Genomic DNA, 26,694 nt, shown 5'->3' with positions numbered 1-26,694 from the left:
TCATGAGCATCAAAGCTGAAGAAATTAGTGCGCTGATAAAAAAGCAAATTGAAAACTATCAGTCGGAAATTCAAGTGAGTGATGTAGGTACGGTTATCCAAATTGGTGACGGTATCGCTCGTGCTCATGGCCTCGACAATGTCATGGCTGGAGAACTTGTTGAATTTTCAAACGGCGTTATGGGTATGGCACAAAACCTTGAAGAAAATAACGTCGGTATTATCATTTTAGGACCATATACAGAAATCCGTGAAGGTGACGAAGTTCGCCGTACGGGCCGCATCATGGAGGTTCCAGTTGGGGAAGAGCTTATCGGCCGCGTAGTAAACCCACTAGGACAACCAGTAGATGGCATGGGACCTATCAATACTTCTAAAACTCGTCCAATTGAAAGTCCAGCTCCTGGTGTTATGGATCGTAAATCTGTACACGAGCCACTTCAAACTGGTATTAAAGCGATTGACGCTCTTGTACCAATCGGACGTGGTCAACGTGAGTTAATCATCGGTGACCGTCAAACTGGTAAAACATCTGTTGCAGTAGATACAATCCTTAACCAAAAGGACCAAAACATGGTATGTATCTATGTGGCTATCGGACAAAAAGAATCTACAGTTCGTAATGCTGTTGAAACATTACGTAAAATGGGTGCATTAGATTACACAATCGTTGTAACTGCTTCTGCATCACAACCTGCTCCATTACTATTCTTAGCTCCTTATGCTGGGGTAACAATGGCAGAAGAATTCATGTATAACGGCAAGCACGTTTTAGTTGTGTATGATGACTTAACAAAACAAGCTGCGGCTTATCGTGAGCTTTCATTACTACTTCGTCGTCCTCCAGGTCGTGAAGCATATCCAGGGGATGTATTCTACTTACACAGCCGTCTTTTAGAGCGTGCTGCTAAGTTGAGTGACGCTAAAGGTGCTGGTTCAATCACAGCATTACCATTTATCGAAACACAAGCAGGTGACGTTTCTGCTTATATCCCAACAAACGTTATTTCCATCACTGATGGACAAATCTTCTTACAATCTGACCTATTCTTCTCTGGCGTACGTCCAGCGATCAACGCAGGTCTTTCTGTATCACGTGTAGGTGGATCAGCGCAAATTAAAGCGATGAAGAAGGTATCTGGTACATTACGTCTAGACCTTGCATCTTACCGTGAGCTAGAAGCATTTGCTCAGTTCGGTTCTGATCTTGATAAAGCAACACAAGCAAAACTAAACCGTGGTGCTCGTACAGTAGAAGTTTTAAAACAGGATCTTAACAAGCCGTTAAAAGTAGAAAAGCAAGTAGCGATTCTATATGCATTAACGCGCGGCTTCTTAGATGATATTCCTGTACAGGATATTCGTCGTTTCGAGTCTGAATTCCTTTCATGGTTAGACCACAATCATAAGAGCGTGTTAGACCATATTGCTACTACGAAAGAGCTTCCTTCTGATGATGACATGACGGCGGCAATTAACGAATTTAAAAAATCTTTCGCAGTGTCTGAGTAATCAGGGTCTGACAAGGAAAGCGTAAGTTCCTATTATCCTTTAATATCATAAGACCATCCCTAGATGAAGTACTGCTTCTGCAGGGATTGTCTTATGAATCTAGATAAATAGGTCCTGAAGCTGACAATCTTTGAGAAGGTGGTGAGAACCTGTGGCATCATTACGCGATATAAAAAATAAGATTACTTCTACAAAGAAAACAAGTCAAATTACCAAAGCGATGGAGATGGTATCTGCTGCAAACTTTAACCGTGCAGAGTCAAATGCAAAGGCATTTGTCCCTTACATGGAAAAGATTCAGGAGGTTACGGCTTCTATAGCTTTAGGTAGTAAAGATGTAGCACATCCTATGTTAAGCTCTCGTCCTGTAAAAAAGACTGCTTATTTAGTGATTACAGCTGAGCGTGGTCTTGCTGGAGCTTTTAATAGTAACGTGTTACGTTTAGCATTCCAAACCATTCAAAAGCGCCATAAGTCTAAGGATGAGTATGTCATTATCGCGTTAGGGAAAATGGGTCGTGAATTCTTTAGAAAGCGCGACATGAACGTTGTTCTCGACATTACTGGAATAGCTGATCAACCGTCTTTTGCAGACATTAAGGATACTGTTAGTAAAACAGTAAACATGTTTGCTGACGGTACTTTCGATGAGTTATACATGTACTACAATCACTTTGTTAGTGCAATTCAACAGGATGTTACAGAGAAGAAAGTTCTTCCACTTACCGATATTGCAACATCTAATAAACTTACATCTTATGAGTTTGAGCCATCTGCAGAAGAGATTTTAAACGTATTATTACCTCAATATGCAGAGAGTTTAATCTTTGGTGCTGTTTTAGATAGTAAAGCTAGTGAGCATGCTGCAAGGATGACAGCGATGAGAAACGCTACTGATAATGCAAAAGAGCTCATTAACTCTTACAGCTTAAGCTATAACCGTGCTCGTCAAGCAGCAATCACTCAAGAGATCACTGAGATCGTTGGTGGAGCAGCTGCTCTAGAGTAGAGATAAATTCTAAGTTTATGCCTAAAAAGGTATAAACTGTATTTTTGAAATGCTATGTGTAACATAGCTTCCAGAACAATCTGGAAAAGAGAAAGTTAGGAGGGAAAAAGATGAACAAAGGACGCGTTCTTCAAGTTATGGGTCCGGTAGTTGACGTAAAGTTTGAAAGCGGACATCTACCAGCTATCTATAACGCATTAACGATTCAGAACAATGCGCGTAGCGAATCTGATGTTGAAATCAACTTAACCCTTGAAGTTGCCCTTCACTTAGGTGATGATACAGTTCGTACAATCGCAATGGCTTCTACTGACGGTTTAACTCGTGGTAGTGAAGTTACTGACACTGGTGCTCCTATCTCCGTTCCTGTTGGAGATGTAACACTTGGACGTGTATTCAACGTACTAGGTGAATCAATTGACTTGGATGCTCAGATTCCTGCGGATGCTCGTCGTGATTCAATTCACAGAGAAGCACCAACTTTTGAACAACTTTCTACTGAAGTAGAAATTCTTGAAACTGGTATTAAAGTAGTAGACTTACTTGCTCCATATATTAAAGGTGGAAAAATCGGTCTATTCGGTGGTGCCGGTGTAGGTAAAACCGTTTTAATCCAGGAGTTAATTAACAATATCGCTCAAGAGCACAGTGGTATTTCGGTATTCGCTGGTGTTGGTGAGCGTACACGTGAAGGTAACGACCTTTATCATGAAATGACTGATTCTGGCGTTATTAAACAAACTGCGATGGTATTCGGACAAATGAACGAACCACCTGGAGCACGTATGCGTGTTGCTCTAACTGGTCTTACAATGGCTGAATATTTCCGTGATGAGCAAGGACAAGACGTTCTATTCTTCATGGATAACATCTTCCGTTTCACACAAGCAGGTTCTGAGGTTTCTGCCCTATTAGGTCGTATGCCTTCAGCGGTAGGTTACCAACCAACTCTTGCTACTGAAATGGGTAAATTACAAGAGCGTATCACATCTACTAACGTAGGTTCTGTTACATCTATCCAAGCGATTTACGTACCAGCCGATGACTATACGGATCCGGCTCCTGCTACAACTTTCGCTCACTTAGATGCTACAACAAACCTTGAGCGTAAGCTTTCTGAGATGGGTATCTACCCTGCGGTGGATCCACTTGCTTCAACTTCTCGTGCTTTATCACCTGAAATCGTTGGAGAAGAACACTACTCAGTAGCTCGTCAAGTACAGTCAACGTTACAACGTTATAAAGAATTACAAGATATCATCGCAATCCTAGGTATGGATGAGCTTTCTGACGAAGATAAGCTTGTTGTACACCGTGCGCGTCGTATCCAGTTCTTCTTATCTCAAAACTTCCACGTTGCTGAACAGTTCACTGGACAGGCTGGGTCTTACGTACCTGTTAAAGAAACTGTTAAAGGCTTTAAAGAAATCCTTGAAGGTAAATATGACCATCTTCCAGAAGATGCATTCCGTCTTGTAGGTAAAATCGAAGACGTTATCGAGAGTGCAAAACGTATGGGTGTAGAGGTCTAATTTCGGACCAGGAGGGTAAAAAATGAAGACGATTAAAGTCAGTGTTGTTACTCCTGATGGCCCGGTGTTTGAATCAGATGTGGAAATGGTAAGTACAAAAGCTCAAAGCGGTGAGCTTGGAATTTTACCTGGACACATTCCAATGGTTGCACCGTTGCAAATTGGCGCTGTTCGTTTAAAGAACGGCGGCAAGACAGAATACGTTGCAGTAAGTGGCGGCTTTATTGAAGTTCGTGGCGAACAAGTATCTATTTTAGCTCAATCTGCTGAGGTATCAAACAGTATCGACGTGGATCGTGCTCTACGTGCAAAAGAACGTGCAGAGCAACGCCTTCGCGAGCAGAAACAAGAAAATGTAGATATGAAACGTGCAGAACTTGCCCTACAACGTGCAATTAACCGTATCTCTGTTGCTGGAAACAAATAATACTCTAATACAAGCACCTTTCGATTTTAACCAATAAAGTCGGAGGGTGTTTTTTATGTTTTATTTCGGATAGCCGAGTTCGTTTTGTCGAATAATCGATAAATAGAAAAATTCGATTATAAACCTTGTCGAATAATCGATAAATGGAAAAATTCAATCATAAATCATGTCGAATAATTGATAATGCGTATATTCAATGTGAAATTATGTTAAATGCCCCTCCTAATGAGGCTTTATCGTCAATTTTTCAATTACTTGGTAGCAAAAGATATAAGATCACCTTGCTTTTTCCGTCATGCAAGACCATTTTAATAAAAACAATATCGTTATGTTCTTCTTACGAACAAAACGATTCTATCAATATCTACCAGAAAAACAGTAGAAATAATTTAAAAAGTGAACATTTGTTGACAATTCTCACTTACAAATCATAATTTTTGTTATTTAATGATAGATGGATAAGAGGGAAGTGAGATTTGCCCTCTCTCTTTAATACCGTTGCAAAACCATTGTGAAACAATCTTAAATACTGGCAAACAATTATTTGGAAAAGCAACTACGAGTGTCTTAAGAAGCGAGCGCTCAGTCGACCTAAACAATTTTTCACAAAAGATTAGTGTTTTTCCTTTATTACTCTAGGCTTTGTCGACACAATTTTGTAACAATGGTATAATGTATTCGGTTACAAATAGAAAAAGTATTTAAAAAAATTACTACAATTGGAGGGGATGGACATGGAACTACTAAACTTATACCAGAATAACTATCTGATTGTATTTGTGTTCCTATGTCTAGGGGTATTATTACCTGTGGTGGCACTGTTTTTCGGTAAGCTTTTAAGGCCATATAAGCCTTATGATGCAAAGTACACCACATACGAGAGCGGGATTGAACCATTCCATGATTCAAGGGTGCAGTTCAATGTCCGCTATTATATTTTTGCCCTAATGTTTGTTATTTTTGATGTAGAAACTGTGTTTCTTTACCCATGGGCTGTAGCCTATGAAAAATTAGGTATTTTTGCGTTGATTGAAATGTTAATTTTCGTATTCATGCTTCTTATTGGACTGATCTACGCATGGAAGAAGAAGGTGCTAAAATGGATTTAAAACTAGACTTAGACAATATCTCTCCAGAAGAGATGGAAGAGCTAAGACGAAATGTTTTTTTAACAACTTTAGAACAAATTAAAGCCTGGGCAAGAAGTAACTCATTATGGCCGATGACGTTTGGGCTTGCTTGTTGTGCCATCGAAATGATGGGTGTTGGTTCTTCTCACTACGATTTAGACCGTTTCGGATCATTCTTCCGTACATCTCCACGCCAATCAGACGTCATGATTGTTTCAGGAACAGTGACGAAGAAAATGGCTCCAATTGTACGTCGACTATATGATCAAATGCCTGAACCAAAATGGGTTATTGCAATGGGTTCATGTGCAACAGCTGGTGGCCCTTATGTTAAATCGTACGCAGTTGTTAAAGGGGTTGACCAAATCGTACCTGTTGATGTTTACATTCCTGGATGCCCACCAAACCCGGCAGCTTTAATTTATGGAATCAATAAATTAAAGGAAAAAATCCGTTACGAGGCTAAGACAGGGAAGAAGGTGATTTAATCCATGAGCGGAGAAAAAGACCTTGAACAACTAAAAAAGGAAGCAGCTGAAAAAGCAAAAGCAGCAGCCCTAGCAAAAATGAAGGCAAAAGAGCAAGCAGAATCCTCAACAACTGAAGAACCAGCAGCGGAGGAAGAAAGCTTAGATATAGCCAAACAAAAAGCAGCGGCAGCAGCGAAAGCGAAAGCAGCAGCCCTGGCAAAAATGAAGGCAAAAGAACAGGCAGAATCCTCATCAACCGAAGAACCAGCAGCGGAGGAAGAAAGCCTAGATGTTGCTAAACAAAAAGCAGCGGCAGCAGCGAAGGCGAAAGCGGCAGCCTTAGCAAAAATGAAGGCAAAAGAGCAAGCAGAATCCTCATCGAACGAAGAACCATCAGCAGAGGAAGAAGGCTTAGATTTAGCAAAGGCAAAGGCAGCGGCTGCAGCGAAGGCTAAGGCAGCAGCTCTAGCAAAAATGAAGAGAGATCAGTCAGAATCTTCATCAACAGAAGAACCAGCAGCAGAGGAAGAAAGCCTAGATATCGCCAAACAAAAAGCAGCGGCAGCAGCAAAGGCAAAAGCAGCAGCTGCAGCAAAAGCGAAGGCAGCGGCAATGGCGAAACAATCCGGCGGTGAATCAGGCGATGCTGCAGGTGGAGATGACGAGAAAGCGAAAGCTATCGCAGCAGCAAAGGCAAAAGCGGCAGCAGCAGCGAAAGCAAAGGCAGCAGCTCTAGCGAAACAAGCAGGTGGAGCAGCAGACGGTGATGATGAAAAAGCGAAAGCCATCGCGGCAGCCAAAGCAAAAGCAGCGGCAGCAGCGAAAGCAAAACTAGCAGCTCAAGGAAAAGATACGGGTGGAGCAGGTGACGATGAAAAGGCGAAAGCCATTGCAGCAGCGAAGGCGAAAGCAGCAGCGGCCGCAGCAGCGAAAGCAAAGGCAGGGGCAACAGCTGGTGCAGATGCTCCAGTTGAAGAGAAAAAGCCATCACCGAACCAACCATATCTTGATAAGTATGTGAAAGTTATTGAAGAGCACTTAGGGAAAGAAGTTTTGGAAGACTATTATATTAATAACCTTTCCAAAGATGTTCCTACTTTAGTTGCTAAAAAAGAAACTTACTATAAAATTGCTGAATTCCTGAAGTTCAATGAGCAATTAGGTTTTGATTACTTATCAGAGATCCATGGGGGAGATTTTGAAACTCACATGGAAGTCTATGCTCATCTATACTCATACAAAAATCGACAATCTGTTGCTTTAAAAGTGAAGATTGATCGTGATGAACCAACGATTGATTCATTACAGCCACTTTGGGCAGGTGCAGACTGGCCTGAATGTGAAGCTTACGACTTGTTAGGGATCAAGTTCACAGGACATCCTAACCTCAACCGTATTATGCTTGGTGAAGATTGGGTTGGTCATCCTCTACGCAAAGATTATGAACCATATGATGTGGAGGTGTAACCAATGTTACGAACGGAAGAAATGCTGTTGAACGTAGGACCTCAGCATCCAAGTACCCACGGAGTGTTTCGTATCGTTTTAAAAATTGACGGAGAAATCATTAAAGAAGCGAAGCCAGTAATCGGCTACCTTCACCGTGGAACAGAAAAGCTTGCGGAGGATCTACAGTATACACAAATTATTCCTTACACGGATCGTATGGATTACCTTGCTGCTATGACCAATAACTATGTTCTTGTCCACTCAGTTGAGACAATGATGGGGTTAGAAATACCAGAGCGTGCTGAATACCTGCGTGTTATCGCGATGGAATTAGGTCGTGTTGCCAGCCACTTAGTTTGGTGGGGTACATATCTATTAGATATTGGGGCCGTTTCCCCATTCCTATATGCATTCCGTGAGAGAGAAATGATTATTAACATGCTAAATGAACTTTCTGGTGCCCGCTTAACATTCAACTACATGCGCGTAGGTGGAGTGAAATGGGATGCTCCTGAAGGTTGGATTCAAAAGGTAGAACAGTTCATTCCTTATATGAGAGAGCAGCTTAAAGGTTATCACGACCTTGTAACAGGAAATGAAATTTTCATGAATCGTGTAAAAGGGGTCGGTAAGTACACGAAAGAAGATGCACTTAACTACTCTCTGAGTGGTGCGAATCTTCGTTGTACAGGAGTAAAATGGGATCTTCGTAAAGACGAACCTTACTCAATCTATGACCGCTTTGATTTCGATGTGCCTGTTCAAGAGGGTGGAGATGCTTGGGCTCGTTACCACGTTCGTCTGGCAGAAATCGAGGAATCACTAAAAATACTAGAACAAGCAGTACAACAATTCCCTGCGGAAGGTGAAATACTAGCAAAAGTACCTAAAATAATTAAAGCTCCAAAAGGAGAAGCTTTTGTTCGAATTGAATCACCACGTGGAGAAATTGGTTGCTATATTGCCAGTGACGGTAAAAAAGAACCTTATCGTTTGAAATTTAGAAGACCATCTTTCTATAACCTTCAAATTCTCCCTAAGTTATTAGAAGGCGAGAATATTGCAAACTTAATTGCGATCCTTGGTGCAATTGACATCGTCTTAGGGGAGGTTGATGGTTAATGATACAGGATTTATTGTATTCTCAACCCGGATTATTAAACTTTGGAATTTTCTTTTTACTAGCAACCGTTTTACTATTAGTTGTACTAGGATTCGTAACGTATGGGATTCTAGCAGAACGTAAAGTCATGGGTTTCATGCAGTTGCGTCATGGTCCTAACCAAGTGGGAGGTCCTTGGGGTTTACTTCAAACAGTAGCTGACGTATTAAAGTTACTACTAAAAGAGGATACAATTCCTAAGTTAGCTGACCGACCTCTATATATTTTAGCGCCAGTTATCGCCTTTACACCTGCATTTATGGTACTTGCAACCATACCATTTACCGACAAATTTCAATTTGCGGACATTGGTGTAGGACTGCTATATTACATTGCTATTTCTGGTCTAACAACGATCGGGATTGTAACGGGGGGATGGGCTTCAAATAATAAATATGCCCTTCTTGGTGGAATGCGTGCAGCGGCCCAAATGATTTCTTATGAAATCCCACTCGTTATGTCAGTAATCGGGGTTATCCTTCTTTCTGGAAGCTTAAACCTAAATGAGATCGTAGCTGCACAACAAGATATGGGATGGTTTATTTTATTACAGCCAATTGGTTTTATTATTTTCCTTATCGCTTCTGTAGCCGAACTGAATCGTGCACCATTTGACCTTCCAGAGGCAGAATCTGAGTTAGTAGCAGGTTTCCATGTAGAGTATTCAGGATTCCGCTGGGCATTTTTCATGCTTGCAGAATACGTGTATTTCTTTGCAATGGCATCTCTAACTACAGTTCTATTCCTAGGAGGCTGGTTACCACCATTTGCATTCCTAGACTTTATCCCAGGAGCAGTATGGTTCGCACTTAAATTTACTGCAGTTGTCTTCCTATTAATCTGGTTCCGTGTAACACTACCACGTTTACGCGCCGACCAATTAATGGAATTCGGCTGGAAAGTACTATTACCAGTAGCATTAGGAAACATCTTCTTAACAGCCATTATTAAAGAATTGTTGAAGTTGTTTTAATAAGTGAAGCTTGTTGTTTTTAAATGAGTGCCTTTGAACAAAATTATGGTTGGTTGAAGCGGAAGGTGCGAGACTCCTACGGGAGTAGCGGGACAGATGAGACCCCACAGGCGCTTTGCGCCGAGGAGGCTCAGCGCACGCCCCGTGGAAAGCGAGCATCCTGGAGCGGAAACCAACAATCCCAATACTCGTTATTTAGCAATAAGGTTACGAAGATAGTTTAAATATCAAAGGGTGTTTGGAAAAAACAGCCCTAAATAAGTCCCACTTTTATAAACAAGGGGTGAAAAAACATGCTTGGATTTACGAAAGGTTTAAAATATACCCTAAAACAATTAACAAAAGAAAAAGTTACCTATGATTATCCGAAAAAACCTCTTCCGCTTCCGGATCGTTTTCGAGGAATTCAAAAATTCTATCCTGAAAAATGTATCGTTTGTAATCAGTGTGCCAATATTTGTCCAACAGATTGCATTCAATTAACCGGAAAAAAACATCCAGACCCAACGAAAAAAGGGAAAATCATAGATACGTATGATATTAATTTTGAAATCTGCATTCTTTGTGATTTGTGTACTGAAGTTTGTCCGACAGAAGCCATCATTATGACGAACAACTTCGAGCTAGCCGAATATAGCCGAGATGAATTGTTTAAAAATCTCGAGTGGTTAGATGAGAATGACGAGAATGTGCGGAAGGTGAATAAAGCATGACGTTTTCAGGAGAATTACTAGCGTTTTTTTCTCTCGCTGTTGTAGCTGTGTTGGGCGGCGTCTTGTTATTAAATCTTTCTAAAGTCATGCATATGGTCTTAGCTCTAGTTTTTACATTTGTAAGTATTGCAGGTATCTATGTAATGCTTTCGGCAGAGTTTGTAGCTGCTGTTCAAATTTTAATTTACTCAGGTGCTATCACCATTATCATGTTATTTGGAATTATGTTAACACGCCATGACGACCGAAGTGAACCTGAGAAGGGACGTCTACGAAAATTCCTTCTCTTTCTAGGGGTTCTTGGGTTTGCGTTTGCAGTGTATATTGGGATTTATGATTTAGATCTTGGTGCAGCACCAAACAATCTACATGAAAACAATACAGAACAGATCGGGATTGCTATCTATTCAAAGTTCATAATCCCGTTTGAGCTAACATCCGTTTTATTATTAGTCGCGCTTATCGGATCAATCGTTTTAGCGAAAAAAGACGACGATGAAAAGGAGGCGAATAAGGAATGAGTTCAGTTCCAGTTTCTGCCTACCTTACATTGGCATTAATTTTATTCTGCATTGGTCTTTATGGTGCTTTAACAAAAAGAAATACAGTTATTGTTCTTATTTCAATTGAGTTAATGCTTAATGCAGTCAACATTAACCTAGTAGCTTTTAGTAAGTTTGGGATAGCACCTTCAATCACGGGGCAAGTTTTTGCATTGTTTGCAATTACAGTCGCGGCTGCAGAAGCTGCTGTCGGTTTGGCCATCCTAATCGCACTATACCGGAATAGAAAGTCGGTTAATATTGACGAAATGAATACAATGAAGCATTAAAACATAGAAGGCTAATGGGCCTTTAAACTGTGGGTTAGTGATCATTTTAAAAAGTCTACTCTTTTTAGAAACCGGTGAGGATTCAAGAGTAAACTCTTTTGAATGTTTCTCGAGTTACAACGTCTAAATACATCTTTTACTAGACTCTTCCGAACTTAAGACCTTCATCAGAAGATGTAATACGAAGTATCTCAATCTAACACGCAAGTACAGATGGACGGTATCGCGAATTCGCGCGTTCAAAAAGGGGATTGTGATATTGATGGAAAATGCATGGATCATACCGCTTTTCCCGCTTGTATCATTCTTGTTCCTCCTTCTATTTGGTAAACGGTTGAAAGAAGCTAGTGCGTTCGTAGGGATGTTCTTAACCCTAGCTTCATTAGTCTACTCAGTGTTGGTGCTATTCGATCGATTCTCTTCACCAACATATAAAGCAGAAGGCGTATGGCTTCAAATAGGGGATGTCCAATTAACAGCGGGTTTTGAAGTAAATCAATTAAATGCATTGATGCTAGTAATCGTGTCACTTGTAAGCTTCTTGGTACATACGTATTCCAAGGGTTACATGCACGGTGATGAGCGGATGCCAGTGTTCTATGCCTACCTAGGGTTGTTTACCTTTGCGATGTTAGGGTTGGTGTTATCACCAAACCTACTACAAACGTATATTTTCTGGGAATTAGTAGGGGTAGGTTCATTCCTATTAATTGGATTCTATTTTTATAAAGAAGAAGCAAAAGCTGCAGCTAAAAAAGCATTCATTATGACTCGTATCGGTGACGTCGGTCTTCTTATTGGGATGATTCTTTTATTTTGGCAAGTAGGAAGCTTCGAATACGATGTGATTTTTCAAGCTGTGCAAGATGGGGCTATTTCTGGGGAAATGATTACATTAACAGCGATCCTCATTTTTATTGGGGCAGTCGGTAAATCCGGTCAATTCCCATTACATACGTGGTTACCTGACGCGATGGAAGGTCCAACTCCTGTATCAGCTTTAATCCATGCCGCAACGATGGTTGCAGCGGGTGTTTATTTAGTAGCTGCGATGTTCCCGTTATTTAATGCGAGTGAAACAGCTATGTTAACGGTAGCCATTATTGGAGCAGTTACAGCCATTTTTGCTGCTAGTATTGGTTTAGTACAAACAGATATTAAAAGAGTTCTAGCCTATTCAACTGTCAGCCAGCTTGGTTATATGATGCTTGCTTTAGGTTCAGCTGGATATGTTGCAGGTGTGTTCCACTTAATGACACATGCCTTTTTCAAAGCTTTGCTATTCTTGGCAGCGGGTAGTGTTATTCATGCGGTTCACAACCAAAACATCGAAAAAATGGGTGGATTGTGGAAAAAGTTAAAAATTACTGGTCCACTTTTCTTAATTGGTACATTAGCGATTAGTGGTGTTCCATTGTTCTCTGGTTTCTTCAGTAAAGAAGAAATTTTACTTGCAACTTGGGCACACGGAAATGTCGTGTTATTTTGGTTAGCGGTTATTGCTGCGTTCTTTACAGCATTCTATATGTTCCGTCTATTCTTCATGGTGTTTACTGGTGAGTCAAGAAGCGACATGAAAAACGTTCATGAGTCGCCAAGCATTATGACTTTACCTATGATCGTTCTTGGTGTTCTAGCTGTTTTTGCTGGATATGTAAATACACCTTGGTTTGGAACGTTCTTAGGTGATTGGTTAGTGGATGGTAATGAAGCATTAGGTCATGGTCATATTGAAGGACCAATGTGGATTATGATTGTTGCAACGGTTGTTTCCTTATTAGGAATTTACCTAGCATATCTAATCTACGGAAAACGCTCAATTAAAAGAGACTGGTTATCAAGCGGTGCGCCAGTTACTTACAACATTCTATATAATAAATACTTTATCGATGAGTTCTACCAAATGACTGTTGTTTATGCAACAAGGGTATTTAGTTTATTTTTACGCTACATCGAGCTATTTATTGTCGAAGGCTTAGTAAAGAGTATCGTAGCAATTGTGCAAGGACTTGGAAAAACAGGTTCGAAAGTTCAAAACGGGCAGACTCAAATGTATGGAACGGTTGCATTCCTTGGCCTAGCGGTCTTGGTGGTAATCTTTGCTTTAACAGGGGGGTACTTTGAATGAATTTAGCATATTTCTTATCCATCTTAGTGTTCTCCCCTTTACTTGGGATTATTGTTTTATCTTTAATACCGAAAACGCAAGAATCAACTATTAAACTAGTTGGGTTTTTATCAACATTACCTGCATTGATTCTTTCATTAGTGGCTTACTTCCAATACCGTGGCGGCGCTAATCTTGATCAATACAGTGTAAACTTAGACTGGATTCACTTTGGAAATTATAAAGAAATGGGCTTATTTACGATTCAATATGAGCTAGGGTTAGACGGATTCTCCTTAATCATGATCGTATTAACAGCAGTTCTTTCAACACTTGCAGCCATTGCATCTATTCATATTAAAAAGGAATGGAAAGGCTATTTTATGCTTTTTCTACTTCTAGAAATAGGAATGCTTGGTGTGTTTGCAGCTGAGAACTTAATCCTATTCTTTATTTTCTTTGAGATTACGTTAATTCCAATGTTTTTCCTTATTGGAAAATGGGGTTACCATGAGAAAGAGAAAGCGGCATACAGCTTCCTAATCTACAATGGACTAGGTTCTGCTGTGCTACTAATTGTAATCATGGTCCTATTTGCGCGTACGGGAACTTCGAATATCGAGGCTCTACAGCAGATTATGCTGATGGATAATCCAAGCATTGTGGCGCCAATATCGGATTCATTAAAGTTTGGATTATTAATTGCTTTACTAGTGGCATTTGGTGTAAAGCTTCCGATTTTTCCACTCCATAGCTGGATGTTACGAGTGCACGTACAAGCACCACCATCCATCGTAATGCTTCACTCTGGTATTCTTTTAAAAATTGGGGCATTCGGTTTAATCCGTTTTGGAATGGGAATCTTCCCTGAACAATTCCAATCGCTAGCATTCTTGTTGGCACTTCTTGGGGTTATAAACTTACTGTATGGGGCATTCTTAGCTTTCGTACAAAAAGATTTCAAAATGGTATTAGCTTATTCATCTATTTCACACATGGGGATTGTCCTAATTGGATTAGGTGCTATGAACGAAGCGGGAGTTCAAGGTGCGATTTTCCAAGTCGTTTCACACGGTTTAATCTCAGCACTGCTATTCTTCCTAGTGGGAGTATTCTATGAGCGTTTCCATACGTCTCAGATTACGAAACTTGGCGGAATGGCAAAAGGAATGCCATTAACGGCTGGATTTCTACTAGCAGGAGCGATGGCATCGTTAGGCTTACCAGGAATGTCAGGGTTCGTAAGTGAGTTTATGGCTTTCTTAGGTTTATTTGAAGAAATGCCAGTGCTTGCAGTGATCGGTTGTATCGGTATTATTATGACAGCTGTTTACTTACTAAGAGCTGTTCTAGGCATTACGTACGGAAGAGCAAACCGAGACTTTGAAGGAATTACTGATCTGAAATCAGTCGAATTCATTCCTGTTCTCGTGTTAATAGGTTTCATTGTTTTAATCGGTGTTTACCCAAGTGTACTAAGTGAGCCATTACAAGCAACACTTGAGACTATCATGCTTGGGTTAGGAGGGTGATGAAGGATGGATCTTGAGACATTATTATCTTTTCAGTGGGGCACCATGTGGCCTGAATTCATTATCCTTGGAGTAGCAACGGCTTTATCTTTACTTGACCTGTTTATGCCGAAATCACAGGATCGAAAAATCTTAGGGTGGATTGGATTTGTTGGTATACTAGCTGCGACTGCATCTTTGTTCATGCTAGTTGATCACGAGCTTACAACCATTCTCTATGATACGTTTCGTTTAGATTCTTTTGCAAAAGCATTTAAACTACTATTACTAGTTGGTGCAGCCCTTGTCATGCTTATTGCGGTCAGCTATGAGCCGAAAGAGGGAATGGCAGAGTATAAAGGTGAATTCTACTATTTATTCTTAACTGCCCTACTAGGTGCTATGATTATGTCTTCAAGTGGAGATTTAATCACACTATTCATTGGATTAGAGCTTCTATCCATATCTTCTTATATATTAGCAGGTATGAGGAAAAAGCATCTTCCTTCTAATGAGTCAGCCATGAAATATGTCATCAATGGTGGAATTTCTACGGCTATTACCCTATTTGGTATGAGCTATGTATATGGTTTAACGGGGACTACAAACCTAAAAGGAATGGCAACCGTTCTATCTGGATTATTTGATTCACAACAAGTGTATCTTTTAATCCTTGCTTTCTTAATGGTGTTTGTCGGTCTTGCTTTCAAGCTAGCATCCGTTCCATTCCATATGTGGGCACCAGATGTATATCAAGGTGCACCAACACCAGTTACAGCCTTTTTAAGTGTGGTATCTAAGACAGCTGGATTTGTCCTTTTAGTAAGGATCTTCATTGCTATCTTTGCTGCGACACCAACGGGAGGACCTGGGACAGAGCCAATTCTGTTAAAAATGCAAGATTATATCGCTGTCATTGCGGGTGCAACGATGATTATCGGGAACTTGGTAGCTTTAAGACAGAGAAATATCAAACGTCTTTTCGCTTACTCAAGTATTGCACATGCTGGTTATGTGTTAGTGGCCATTACAGCATTATCGATTTTCATGTTTGATGCAATGTGGTTTTATTTAGGAGCATACTTATTTATGAACCTAGGTGCCTTTGCCATCATTCAAATCATGACAACGAAATCAGACAATGAAGATATCAGCCAATTTGCTGGTCTTTACAAGAGATCACCTTTCCTAGCAGTTGGAATGGGAATATTCATTCTTTCTCTAGCAGGTATCCCAGGAACAGCTGGTTTCATCGGAAAGCTGAATATCTTCATGGGTACATTTGTAAGTGAACCTGCCCATTATGTATTAGCATCTATCATGATCGCAACAACAGTAGTTTCTTACTTCTACTACTTTGGAATATTCACTCAAATGTTCTTTAGACCTGCTGCAAGCGACGAGAAGATTCAAGTTCCGGTTGGACTTGGAATTGTTATCGGAGTATGTTTGGTTGCTACAATCCTGTTCGGTATCTTCCCGAACATCGGATTCGACTTCCTACACAACAACTTCAACGGATTTAGTGATTTCTTTTCCTAAAGGTTGAAGAGTAGATAGTTCTAAAAAGAGAAATAAAGCCTTTATTAGGGTTGGGGGACTCTAGTCTTAGGTTAAAAGGGTTATAAAATAGAGGGGTAAAATATATTGTACGTGTGAAAGAAGGGGAAAAGGGGCCCCTTCTTTTTATTTTGCTCTAGTTCAGACAGTAATGCACGCTTCTCTAGCTGGAACAGTCCGAAGTAGGGTGAAGTTCAGACAGTTATCCATGCTTCTGTTGCTAGAACAGTCTGAAGAGGGGTCAAGTTTGGACAGAGATCAAGCTTGCTAGCTATAACTTGTCCGAAGAGGTATCACGTTCGGACAGAACTCACTCTCTAGTAGCTAAAACTGTCCGAAGAGGAACAAGTTCAAATAGAGGCTCTTTCTTACCAACTACATTTGTTTGAAGTTAACAAAGTTTACGAAAAGCGACTTTTATAAAGATATGGATATCACATTTGGCTAATTTTTTGTAACCTTCCCTGTGCCGGCACCGTCTAATCCATGTGACGCTTTAATAAACAACAGACTAGTGGTAAAATGGAAGGTGGGTTTTGCAAAAAGGAGGGAAATACATGATTTCGGGTTTTGGACAACAAGCAATGCTTAGTATTATTTCACATTTGATTTTTATTACATTAGCTTGGTGGGCACTACAATCTCTTAACTATGAAAAATTTCTTCGAGCTAATCACATTTTTCAAGCTAGAGTCCTTTTTATTATGTTATCCATCGTAATCGGATCAACAGTTAGTAATTTCTTCCTGGATTATCTTCTTTGGTCACAGCAGCTTCCATTAATTTTTCAACATATCTTGTTAAATATATAAAATATAGGTCTTCATACCTTTTTCATTCTTCGCGTTTTTAAGTAAAATTTTCTTTGTGTGATATTGAACAAGGCTCTTTTCGTAAGTTTTTTGCTTTCGGCATGTACGTAGAAAATTATTCTGGCGCTGTTTCTGATGCCACGAAGCAACCTATACGCCGTTTTAAAATCACGATATGGAAAACAACAATCATTCGAAAGCAGCATTGCACAAAATAAGACGAATCGTAGGCATGCAATAGAATTGCTTATTTACATATAGTCGTTTTCAGAATACTCATGTTAATTGTCAAAAAGTGACGAGAATTCCCAAGTATGCTCTCCTGTTCCTTGGTAACAATGGTACTAAGGGGGAGATTTAAATGAAGAAAACGGGGTTGGCACTTTTACTAATTGGTATAACTTGTTTCATGATGATAACTACTGGGAATAAGACAACTATAGCTAAAGGAGAGCTTGATCTACTTAAGATCGCCTCGGTTCTCCACGACGAAGATATTCTTATCAATGGATGGTCTCTGCATGCAAGAGAAAAACTTGAAGATTTTCAGACCTTAGAGGAAGTAAAGAATTACGGATTTTCTCTTAAGGAAAAATTCCCAAATTGGACTTGGGATGAGGAGTCCGAATCTGATATGTGGAATTTATCGGCAGAACATGTAACGAAAGAAGGAAGAACAGAGACAATTCAACTTTTATCTACCCACACAAAAAGCAATCCTCAAACGTATATCATTTATGAGGCAAAAGGTAAAATTTTCAATGAAGAAACAGAACATTTTCTTGAAAAGCAACTTTCTGAAAAGTTCTCTGTCATTTTTCGTCAAGATGCCACAATTTTCTCTTGTATAAAAGGCGAATTCAATGATAATATTAATGAGTCTTTGCCTTTGACTGTAAAAAATTTACTTAAGGCTTTCAAGGCAAAAGAGATCGAAGCCTTAAATGAAGAAACATTTGTCTCTACATCGGCTTATTCTCCATTATTTGCCGAATCAATTACAACCAATGAACAAGACATGAACCTACAACTTGGAGTTAGAAAACAAGGATTGGGCGCAAGGACTACCCTCGTAGTTGGCACACCAATCATTACGATTGAATATTAATATAGAGAAATTGGACGCGGAGGGGAATACACTTGGAAAAAATCATCGTCCGCGGCGGAAATAGGCTTAGCGGTTCCGTTAAAGTAGAAGGAGCAAAGAATGCTGTCTTGCCTGTATTAGCCGCAACACTATTAGCAAGTGATGGAAAAAGCGTAATTCGTGATGTGCCAACTCTCTCCGATGTATACACAATCAATGAAGTATTACGCTATTTAAATGCCGAAGTGGTATTTAAAGATAATGAAGTCACTGTAGATGCATCTAGAGAGTTAAAGATTGAGGCACCTTTTGAATATGTTCGTAAAATGCGTGCTTCTGTATTAGTTATGGGATCTTTACTTGCACGTAATGGTCGTGCACGTGTTGCATTACCTGGTGGATGTGCAATTGGATCTCGTCCGATTGACCAGCACCTTAAAGGCTTTGAAGCTATGGGTGCAACTGTAAAGGTTGGGAATGGATTTATCGAAGCTGAAGCTTCTAATGGGCGCCTCCATGGTGCAAAAATCTATCTAGATTTCCCTAGTGTAGGGGCTACTGAAAATATTATGATGGCCGCTACTCTTGCTCAAGGCACTACAATTATTGAAAACGTTGCTAAAGAACCTGAAATTGTGGATTTAGCTAACTTCCTTAATAAAATGGGTGCAAAGGTAAGAGGAGCAGGAACAGGCACGATTCGCATTGAAGGCGTAGACGTCCTGTTTGGTGTCGAGCACAATATTATTCCTGATCGTATTGAAGCAGGAACATTTATGGTAGCTGCTGCAATCACTGGTGGAAACGTTTTGGTCAAAGGTGCTGTTCCAGAGCATCTAACATCATTAATTGCCAAAATGGAAGAGATGGGTGTTATATTTGAAGAGGAAGCTGAAGGTCTTCGTGTTATCGGACCTGATAAATTAAAGGCTGTTGATATTAAAACTATGCCTCACCCAGGTTTCCCAACAGATATGCAGTCTCAAATGATGGCATTATTACTACGTGCTAAAGGCACTAGTATGATTACAGAGACCGTCTTTGAGAATCGTTTTATGCACGTGGAAGAATTCCGCAGAATGAACGCGGATATTAAAATCGAAGGTCGCTCTGTTATAATGAATGGTCCGTCTGACCTTCAAGGAGCAGAGGTTGCTGCAACCGACCTACGTGCTGCTGCTGCCCTTATTCTAACAGGATTAGTGGCAGATGGAGTTACACGTGTAACGGAGCTTAAACACCTTGACCGTGGCTATGTGGCTTTCCACAACAAGTTAGCTGGTATTGGTGCAGATATTGAACGTATAACTGAAATAGATGAAACAGTAAAAGTTCAAGAAACTTATATTTCAGATATGAATGCTTAATTTTTTATATAAAAACCGTGGAATGGGTTGCCCGTTCTGCGGTTTTTTTTTTTTGCTGTCTAGCTCTCTCCTCTTACAACTCTACGTTCTTAGTTACTTCCTTTTTCGCATGCAAAAGTGTTCCGTTTTTCGAGTGAAAATCACACTTTAGTATTTTTACCTGGCATTTCTGCTTTTCTAATATCACCTAACATAGTGTGCATAGAGAAGAATTAAGTTATACATTGGTAATTCCATGTAATTTATTATGACCTCTAGGTTTGATTTAAATTTTATAGTCTGGATAAACTTTAGGCATAAAAGCTTGTCCATACCCATATGATGAATTGAGGCTGGACTGACTGTCATACCAGTTTTTTCGTACGTTTTTGAAAAAGAACTTACGAACAGCATTGCTTAATTCTTTCTATGGAGGCTCGAACATGTTGAAAATCAAACCAATCGTTGTCATCGCCGCACTACTTTTTACCGTCACCCTCATGATTCCTTCTTTATTAGTTCTTCCTTTTTCTGAGGAAAAGGCTAGTGGAAAGCTAGAAGAAGATGTTAAAGAAGAAGAGGCTCCTGTTGTAAAACCGACTGGGCCTGCTGTAGAAGTCGCTGTTTATCGAACTCAACAAAAGCTGTTAGAAAACATTCCCCTTGAGGACTATATTGTAGGAGTAGTTGCATCTGAAATGCCGGCTGACTTTGAAATGGAAGCACTTAAGGCACAAGCATTAACGGCAAGGACTTATATCGTAAGGCAATTATTAGCGGAAGAGAGAGTAGGAATCCCAGAAGGGGCTCATGTAACCGATACAGTCCATCATCAAGTATACAAAAGTGATGCTGAGCTCAAGGAAATCTGGGGAGCAAAGGATTATAAATGGAAAATCGATAAAATTAAAAAAGCTGTTCAAGCCACGAGTGGTCAGATCTTAACGTATGAAGGAGCACCAATCGATGCCACGTTCTTCTCCACGAGTAATGGATATACGGAAAGTTCTGGAGACATCTGGCCTAATCAATATCCATACTTAAAAAGCGTAGAAAGTCCATGGGATGTGGAATCCCCTAAATATAAAGGGCAAGAGGTTTTTACCGTATCAGAATTTGAGTCAAAACTTGGTGTAAAGCTTTCAAGCAATGGTACAATCGGAACTATTATTGAAAAAACGGATGGAAACCGAGTCGGAAAAGTAGACATCAATGGGAAGGTGCTTACAGGGAAAGAAATCAGAGAATCCCTTGGTCTAAAATCCACGGATTTCACGTGGGAGCGCAAAGGAAATAATATTGTTGTTAATACAAAGGGATACGGTCATGGAGTTGGTATGAGCCAGTATGGAGCTAACTTTATGGCAGTCGAAGGTAAGACGTATCAAGAGATTGTTCAACACTATTACCAAGGAATTCAATTGGCGTCTTCGGCTGATTTCTTAACAAAAATAATGGCACAAAAATAAACCGGGATGTATCCCGGTTTTTTACATGGTAGAGGAAATCTCCATGAGGACTGTTGATCCCCTGTAAGTGACTAAGATAGGTTCTACCCGTTCCCGCTTTAGCCAAATTAACTCAACTTAATTAATAACTTTTTAATAAAAGGATAACGCCCCTGGAAGTAACTTCTTTTAATAATGATATAGGCCACTACAACCCCGATAACGTCCTTTATAACATCAATGATGGATGCTGAGCGGTATGGAACAAATGATTGATGTATTTCATCTACTACCCCGTATAAGCCTGCTACAATGGCGCATATCATACTTATTTTTTCATTAAATGTACCTCTATTCAAAAATAGAAAAACAAACAACAAATAAAGAATTCCAAATTCAACAAGATGAAGGGACTCTTTTATAAACCGATCAACGGCTGAATCAGGAAGCTCCACAACAGCATTATGGGGCAAGCTAGATAAGGTCCAGATTAAGATCATATAGGCAAAAGGAAGAGCGGTAAATATCCACTTTTTTAGTATTTTCATAAAAAAATCTCCTTATCATGAATAATTCATTTCGCTTTGTCGAAAAATAAGCAAAAAAATTTTTTTGAATATGTATATAAATCCCTCTAAGTGTTCAGAATGATTGCTGAGGTGATGTTAAAATGAGAGAGGAAGAAAAGAAACGATCTTCTCAAGATTCAAGTATGAAGCGCTTTTTCAAAAAACGTTGGGCATTCCCAGCAATTTATATTGCGAGCGCTGCAATCATTCTAACCGCGGTTCTTTGGTACCAAAACAGCAACAGTGCAACGGATTCAGATCAGTATGATTATGAAGCAACTGATATTGCAGGTAAAAAATATAACGAGCCTGCAGTTGAAGTTAACCGTTCACTAGAAAATTTCGTCATGCCAGTTGCAGATCCTAATTCAGTTGTCATTCATAAGCAATTCTATGATTATGAAGGTACAACAGAAGAACAAGAAGCAGCATTAGTATTCTACAACAATTCATACCATCCGAACACTGGTATCGACATTACGATGGAAAATGGTGAAGCTTTTGAAGTAGTAGCTGCATTAAGCGGTACAGTAACAAAAGTTGAAGAAGATTCACTATTAGGAAATGTCATCGAAATTGAGCATGATAAAGGCATTGTAACACAATATCAATCCATTAAGGATATGAGTGTTAAAGTTGGTGACCAAGTAGAACAAGGACAAGCTCTTGCTACAGCTGGAGAAAGTCTTTACAACGAAGAAGCAGGTGTACATGTACACTTTGAAATTCGTAAAGACGGTGTTCCTGTAAATCCAATTGACTTCTTCAACAAGCCATTAAGCTCACTACAAGAAGTGAATGTAATGGAAGAAGAAGAAACAGATGACAGTGGCAAAACAGACGTTGAAGAAGGAACTACAGACAGTGACGCTTCAACTGACAAAGAAGCCGAAGATGGCGAATCAGGTGACAAAGAATCTGATAAAACTGACAAAGAAGAAGATGGAACTTCTGAAACTGAAGAAGGAACAGAATCAACTGATTCTTCTAACACATAATATCTAGATCCCGGAACCCGCTAAAAAATGGCGGGTTTTTTTGTTGCGAGGAAAGGAAGTTATTGAGCCGCAACCTTTCCCCAAATTTTAACCAACTTATGTTTTCCTGTGAGGGTATGTCTAGATAGACAGAGCCTTTTCACTGTTTGGAAAGTGGAATTTTAGAAATGGACAGTAAATTTGAAAATCTCGACAGTAAGCCTCGAAGTTTGGACAGTAATTAAATTTTCAATATTTTTTCAGACAATATGAAGATGGTTTGGGCAGTAAATTTTGAATTTCACAAATAGAGATATTGAAAGGGGAAGGAATCTTTATAAATATAGAGATTTTTGCTTATAAAAAACATTACAAACAGCAATTTTACAATGAAAATTCCAAGTTTATAAGAGCTTGCATCATATAGAAGTGAAAAAATGAGTTAACTGACTTCATCCACACCACTTTTAGAAAATTTACATATTTCAATTATATTACAGGTGCCTGTTGTAAAATAATTTGGTATAATACTTCGAAAGGCGAAGTTTTTGCAAAAAGCAAAATTACACAGGTTCAATTACCTGTTTTATAGGAGGAGAAATACATGTCGTATCTTACATATCCTTATTCTTCACAAAGAATGGCGACGATTGCCCGTAACGGAATGGTCGCAACCTCACAGCCTCTAGCTGCACAAGCGGGGCTAGATATTATGAAAAAGGGCGGAAACGCAATTGATGCAGCCATCGCAACGGCAGCTTGCTTAACGGTTGTTGAGCCGACATCAAACGGAATTGGCGGAGACGCATTTGCCCTTGTGTGGGTAAAAGATAAGCTTTATGGCTTAAACGGAAGCGGCCCAGCTCCAAAAAGCATTTCAATTGAAAAAGTAAAAGAATTAGGCCACGAAGAAAAAATGCCTACACATGGGTGGATTCCAGTAACAGTACCAGGTGCACCTTCAGCGTGGGCAGAGCTTTCAAAACGTTTTGGGCGTTTACCATTAACGGAAGTATTAAAGCCTGCAATCGAATACGCACGCAATGGATATCCACTATCTCCAATCCTAGGGAAGTACTGGCAAGGAGCTTATAATATCTATAAGAAGCGCTTTGGTGATCAACCAGAATACCAAGAGTGGTTCCGTGTATTCGCACCAAACGGGAAAGCTCCAGAAATCGGTGAGATGTGGAAATCTGAGGACCATGCCAACACACTGCAGGAGATTGCAGAAACAAATGCAGAAAGCTTTTATAGTGGTCGTATAGCGGATCAAATTCACGAGGCTTCTCAAGCAAATGGTGGCTTCCTAACGAAAGAAGACCTACAAAACTATAAAGCAGAATGGGTTGATCCGATTTCAGTCAACTACCGTGGCTATGACGTTTGGGAGATTCCTCCGAATGGCCAGGGATTAGTAGCGCTAATGGCTTTAAATATTCTAAAAGGCTATGAGTTTAGCCATCGCGAAGACTTAAAGGGGCTTCACCTACAACTAGAGGCTATGAAACAAGCATTTACAGATGGAAAAACATATATTACAGATCCTAACACGATGAAAGCAAAAGTGGCTGATCTTTTATCAGAAGAATTCGCACAAAGTGCTCGTGAAAAGATTACAGATACAGCTAGAACACCAGAGCCAGGAACATTGCCTAAAGGTGGAACGGTTTACCTTGCTACAGCAGACGGTGAAGGAAACATGGTTTCGTTTATTCAAAGTAACTACATGGGCTTTGGTTCTGGAATTGTGGTTCCGAATACGGGTATCGGCTTACAAAACCGTGGACACGATTTCTCACTAGATCAAAACCATGAAAACGCTCTTGCGCCAGGTAAGAAAACATACCATACGATTATCCCTGGGTTCATCACGAAAGGAACTGAAGCCGTTGGACCATTCGGTGTAATGGGTGGCTATATGCAGCCTCAAGGGCATGTTCAAGTGGCAATGAACCTAATTGATTTCAACCTTAATCCTCAAGCGGCATTAGACGCACCAAGATGGCAGTGGGTGGAAGGCAATAAAATTGATATTGAACATGACTTCCCGAACCATCTTGTTCAGCAGCTAGCGGCAAGAGGACATGAGATGAGAGTCGCTCATGATACAGGCGGATTTGGAAGAGGCCAAGTGATCATTCGTAACCCTGAAAATGGCGTTTTATCTGGAGGAACAGAAAAACGTACGGATGGCAGCATTGCAAGCTGGTAAAAAGGAGAAACAATCTATGAAAAAATTACTTCTAACAGGATTTGAACCTTTTTTAGATCATCCTATTAATCCAACCGAAAAAATAGTAGAGCAGCTAAAAGGAAAAACGATTGGTAACTTTGAGGTTATTGGTGAACTTTTACCAGTAGATTTTGAAGAAGGACCGAAGAAAATACTAGAAGTTTTTCATAAACATAAGCCCGATGCAGTTATTTCCCTAGGGTTAGCGGCTGGACGTCAATCTATTACTCCTGAAAGAATCGCGATTAACTGTCGTGACGGAGAAGCAGATAACAAAGGGGTTGCCTTACAGGATCGACCTATCGTAGAACAAGGAGCGGATGGCTACTTCTCTACATTGCCAGTTCGTAGTTTCGTGAATACTTTAAAAGAAAATGGATATCCAGCTGAAATTTCAAATTCAGCTGGTACCTACTTATGTAACAACGTGATGTACACGATTCTCCATGAAGTAAAACAAAGTGGAGATTCTATTCCAGCAGGTTTTATTCACATACCGGCTTCACATGAGCTAGTTGTTCGTGGAAAAAGAAATATGCCGAGCTGGTCAGATTCGGACCTACTAAAAGCAGTTGAACTAATCATACAATCCTTAGATTAAAGAGCCATGAAAGGGTACCGATCCCCAAAAACTAACTTTTGGGGGTCGGTACCAAGTGGCTTTTTTTTGCTGTCTTTTACTAACAGCAAAACGTGTTATTATCACCGCGATAGTGTTTAACTATAAAGGGCTAAAGCGTTTCAGTAAAATTATATTAAATCCTAAGAATTTTTCTGTAATTAAATTTAAAAAACTCCATTAAAATCAGGCGCTACTTATAGCTTTTTCTAAAATCGACAAAATTTTTAGAAATTTGTTTCTCAATGTTACTTGACCAATGATTGGTTTATGTAGATAATAAATATTATTAAAATTTTCATAAAATTTAGTTAATACAATATCTTTTAATGTGCAAAGGATAATTCAACCAGTCTACTAAAATGATAACGCTTCCAGAAAATACCCCAGCTAGATTCTTAAAGAACTTTTCACACCTTCCAACAAGGAGGATCTACTATGACATTTTTAATCCTACTAGCAATTACGATCGTATGCCTTTTTCTAGCATTAAAAAAGAAAAAAACCTTCTTCTTAGTCATTCCATTCATTTCTATCTTTTTCTACTTCCTAGTCCAAATCATCCTAGTTCCAATGCCTTTCATTGATACAATTAAGTTTATTTTCAGCCTGAAATAGCTCCGTGTCTTTCACGATACAGAGTTAATATAAATGTTTTAGATAAGGGGGTAAAAAATTAGAAGAAATAAAGTCATCCATCTTTTTAAGTTAACGTTGCTTAAATGAACACGTTTATACTTTTTTGGCATATGAGGTTTATCCTCAATGCAAGCACAACCTTAATCAAATTATTTCACGGGGGTGGAAGAATGAAGAAAATTGATAAAGAAGTAGCTGACCGTTATTTTCGTGAGCGCACTCGTAACATTATTATTTACTTTATCATTTGGTTCATCGTGTCGTTTGGGGTAGTCATGTTTGCAGAACCATTAAGCAATTTTACGATTAACGGTTTCCCTTTCCATTATTTTATGGGAGCACAGGGAGCAGTCTTGACATTTATCATTCTTTTGTTTGTTAATGCAAAGGTTAGTGACAATATTGATAAGAAGTACGGGATTGATGAAAGTAAAAATGAACAAATCAGTTCAGGAAAAGTATTGGATCACTAATAATTAGAAATCTGTAGTGACTTTTAACTAAACAGTCAGTATGTAGGGAGAAATAGACATTCAGGCTCAAGGATCTAAAGATTTTATTAGGGGGGTTGGCTT

25 protein-coding genes are annotated in these 26,694 nt (G+C 39.6%); 24 read left to right on the top strand and 1 reads right to left on the bottom strand.

Features of this window, described 5'->3' with window-relative positions; all coding sequences use genetic code 11:
* Positions 1-2 precede the first annotated feature (2 nt).
* The 19 genes from atpA (at position 3) to spoIID (ending at position 21,100) form a co-directional block, all read left to right on the top strand.
* Entirely contained in the window at positions 3-1,511 is a 1,509-nt protein-coding gene (gene atpA, locus ACFYKX_RS14690) for a F0F1 ATP synthase subunit alpha (protein WP_389361813.1), read from the top strand.
* A 151-nt stretch (positions 1,512-1,662) separates the two neighbouring features.
* The gene (atpG, locus tag ACFYKX_RS14685; protein WP_389361812.1) at positions 1,663-2,520 is read left to right on the top strand and encodes an ATP synthase F1 subunit gamma; all 858 of its coding nucleotides are present in this window, start codon (positions 1,663-1,665) and stop codon (positions 2,518-2,520) included.
* A 110-nt stretch (positions 2,521-2,630) separates the two neighbouring features.
* Positions 2,631-4,052, top strand: coding sequence for a F0F1 ATP synthase subunit beta (gene atpD, locus ACFYKX_RS14680; RefSeq protein ID WP_389361811.1), 1,422 nt, complete (start codon positions 2,631-2,633; stop codon positions 4,050-4,052).
* 22 nt (positions 4,053-4,074) lie between these two features.
* A complete protein-coding gene (locus tag ACFYKX_RS14675; protein ID WP_389361810.1) occupies positions 4,075-4,479 on the top strand; it encodes a F0F1 ATP synthase subunit epsilon in 405 nt (134 codons plus the stop codon).
* Positions 4,480-5,213: 734 nt separating this feature from the next.
* Entirely contained in the window at positions 5,214-5,588 is a 375-nt protein-coding gene (locus tag ACFYKX_RS14670; protein ID WP_389361809.1) for an NADH-quinone oxidoreductase subunit A, read from the top strand.
* On the top strand, positions 5,579-6,097 hold the full coding sequence (locus ACFYKX_RS14665; protein WP_389361808.1) for a NuoB/complex I 20 kDa subunit family protein: 519 nt from the start codon (positions 5,579-5,581) through the stop codon (positions 6,095-6,097). The genes ACFYKX_RS14670 and ACFYKX_RS14665 overlap by 10 nt, the downstream gene beginning before the upstream one ends.
* 3 nt (positions 6,098-6,100) lie before the next feature.
* Positions 6,101-7,546 (top strand): NADH-quinone oxidoreductase subunit C, encoded by a 1,446-nt coding sequence (locus ACFYKX_RS14660; RefSeq protein ID WP_389361807.1) that lies wholly within the window; start codon positions 6,101-6,103, stop codon positions 7,544-7,546.
* 3 nt (positions 7,547-7,549) lie between these two features.
* Positions 7,550-8,650, top strand: coding sequence for an NADH-quinone oxidoreductase subunit D (locus ACFYKX_RS14655; RefSeq protein ID WP_389361806.1), 1,101 nt, complete (start codon positions 7,550-7,552; stop codon positions 8,648-8,650).
* Complete coding sequence (gene nuoH / locus ACFYKX_RS14650; RefSeq protein WP_389361805.1) at positions 8,650-9,663, top strand: NADH-quinone oxidoreductase subunit NuoH; 1,014 nt, start codon at positions 8,650-8,652, stop codon at positions 9,661-9,663. The genes ACFYKX_RS14655 and nuoH overlap by 1 nt, the downstream gene beginning before the upstream one ends.
* Positions 9,664-9,956: 293 nt before the next feature.
* Positions 9,957-10,376 carry an NADH-quinone oxidoreductase subunit NuoI gene (nuoI, locus tag ACFYKX_RS14645; RefSeq protein ID WP_389361804.1) on the top strand — a complete coding sequence of 140 codons (420 nt, stop codon included), beginning with the start codon at positions 9,957-9,959 and terminating at the stop codon, positions 10,374-10,376.
* Complete coding sequence (locus tag ACFYKX_RS14640) at positions 10,373-10,897, top strand: NADH-quinone oxidoreductase subunit J (RefSeq protein WP_389361803.1); 525 nt, start codon at positions 10,373-10,375, stop codon at positions 10,895-10,897. Before nuoI ends, ACFYKX_RS14640 begins: the two co-directional genes overlap by 4 nt.
* Positions 10,894-11,208 carry an NADH-quinone oxidoreductase subunit NuoK gene (gene nuoK / locus ACFYKX_RS14635; protein ID WP_389361802.1) on the top strand — a complete coding sequence of 105 codons (315 nt, stop codon included), beginning with the start codon at positions 10,894-10,896 and terminating at the stop codon, positions 11,206-11,208. Before ACFYKX_RS14640 ends, nuoK begins: the two co-directional genes overlap by 4 nt.
* Before the next feature lie 259 nt (positions 11,209-11,467).
* Positions 11,468-13,336, top strand: a complete 1,869-nt coding sequence (gene nuoL, locus ACFYKX_RS14630) for an NADH-quinone oxidoreductase subunit L (RefSeq protein WP_389361801.1) — start codon at positions 11,468-11,470, stop codon at positions 13,334-13,336.
* Positions 13,333-14,847 carry an NADH-quinone oxidoreductase subunit M gene (locus ACFYKX_RS14625; RefSeq protein WP_389361800.1) on the top strand — a complete coding sequence of 505 codons (1,515 nt, stop codon included), beginning with the start codon at positions 13,333-13,335 and terminating at the stop codon, positions 14,845-14,847. Before nuoL ends, ACFYKX_RS14625 begins: the two co-directional genes overlap by 4 nt.
* Before the next feature lie 6 nt (positions 14,848-14,853).
* Positions 14,854-16,368, top strand: a complete 1,515-nt coding sequence (gene nuoN, locus ACFYKX_RS14620) for an NADH-quinone oxidoreductase subunit NuoN (RefSeq protein ID WP_389361799.1) — start codon at positions 14,854-14,856, stop codon at positions 16,366-16,368.
* Positions 16,369-16,943: 575 nt separating this feature from the next.
* Positions 16,944-17,198, top strand: a complete 255-nt coding sequence (locus ACFYKX_RS14615; protein ID WP_389361798.1) for a DUF1146 family protein — start codon at positions 16,944-16,946, stop codon at positions 17,196-17,198.
* Positions 17,199-17,559: 361 nt separating this feature from the next.
* Positions 17,560-18,306 carry a YwmB family TATA-box binding protein gene (locus ACFYKX_RS14610; RefSeq protein ID WP_389361797.1) on the top strand — a complete coding sequence of 249 codons (747 nt, stop codon included), beginning with the start codon at positions 17,560-17,562 and terminating at the stop codon, positions 18,304-18,306.
* A gap of 32 nt (positions 18,307-18,338) precedes the next feature.
* The gene (gene murA / locus ACFYKX_RS14605) at positions 18,339-19,652 is read left to right on the top strand and encodes a UDP-N-acetylglucosamine 1-carboxyvinyltransferase (protein ID WP_389361796.1); all 1,314 of its coding nucleotides are present in this window, start codon (positions 18,339-18,341) and stop codon (positions 19,650-19,652) included.
* 422 nt (positions 19,653-20,074) lie between these two features.
* The gene (spoIID, locus tag ACFYKX_RS14600; protein ID WP_389361795.1) at positions 20,075-21,100 is read left to right on the top strand and encodes a stage II sporulation protein D; all 1,026 of its coding nucleotides are present in this window, start codon (positions 20,075-20,077) and stop codon (positions 21,098-21,100) included.
* A gap of 107 nt (positions 21,101-21,207) precedes the next feature.
* Here spoIID and ACFYKX_RS14595 read toward each other — a convergent pair whose 3' ends face one another.
* Positions 21,208-21,627: a VanZ family protein gene (locus tag ACFYKX_RS14595; RefSeq protein WP_389361794.1), complete on the bottom strand. Its 420-nt coding sequence runs from the start codon at positions 21,625-21,627 to the stop codon at positions 21,208-21,210.
* Between the two features lie 122 nt (positions 21,628-21,749).
* Between ACFYKX_RS14595 and ACFYKX_RS14590 the strand changes: the two genes are divergently transcribed.
* From ACFYKX_RS14590 to ACFYKX_RS14570, 5 genes are all read left to right on the top strand, one after another.
* Positions 21,750-22,646 carry a peptidoglycan DD-metalloendopeptidase family protein gene (locus tag ACFYKX_RS14590; RefSeq protein ID WP_389361793.1) on the top strand — a complete coding sequence of 299 codons (897 nt, stop codon included), beginning with the start codon at positions 21,750-21,752 and terminating at the stop codon, positions 22,644-22,646.
* Between the two features lie 583 nt (positions 22,647-23,229).
* A complete protein-coding gene (ggt, locus tag ACFYKX_RS14585; protein WP_389361792.1) occupies positions 23,230-24,840 on the top strand; it encodes a gamma-glutamyltransferase in 1,611 nt (536 codons plus the stop codon).
* 16 nt (positions 24,841-24,856) lie between these two features.
* Complete coding sequence (locus ACFYKX_RS14580; RefSeq protein WP_389361791.1) at positions 24,857-25,462, top strand: pyroglutamyl-peptidase I; 606 nt, start codon at positions 24,857-24,859, stop codon at positions 25,460-25,462.
* A 456-nt stretch (positions 25,463-25,918) separates the two neighbouring features.
* Positions 25,919-26,098: a hypothetical protein gene (locus ACFYKX_RS14575; protein ID WP_389361790.1), complete on the top strand. Its 180-nt coding sequence runs from the start codon at positions 25,919-25,921 to the stop codon at positions 26,096-26,098.
* Positions 26,099-26,289: 191 nt separating this feature from the next.
* Positions 26,290-26,592, top strand: coding sequence for a DUF4212 domain-containing protein (locus tag ACFYKX_RS14570; protein ID WP_389361789.1), 303 nt, complete (start codon positions 26,290-26,292; stop codon positions 26,590-26,592).
* Positions 26,593-26,694 lie beyond the last annotated feature (102 nt).

The organism is Cytobacillus spartinae (assembly GCF_042865285.1).
GTDB classification, from domain to species: Bacteria; Bacillota; Bacilli; order Bacillales; family Cytobacillaceae; genus Robertmurraya_A; species Robertmurraya_A spartinae.
The sequence above is the reverse complement of the archived record's forward strand: the minus strand, read 5'-3'. Positions and strand labels throughout refer to the sequence as shown.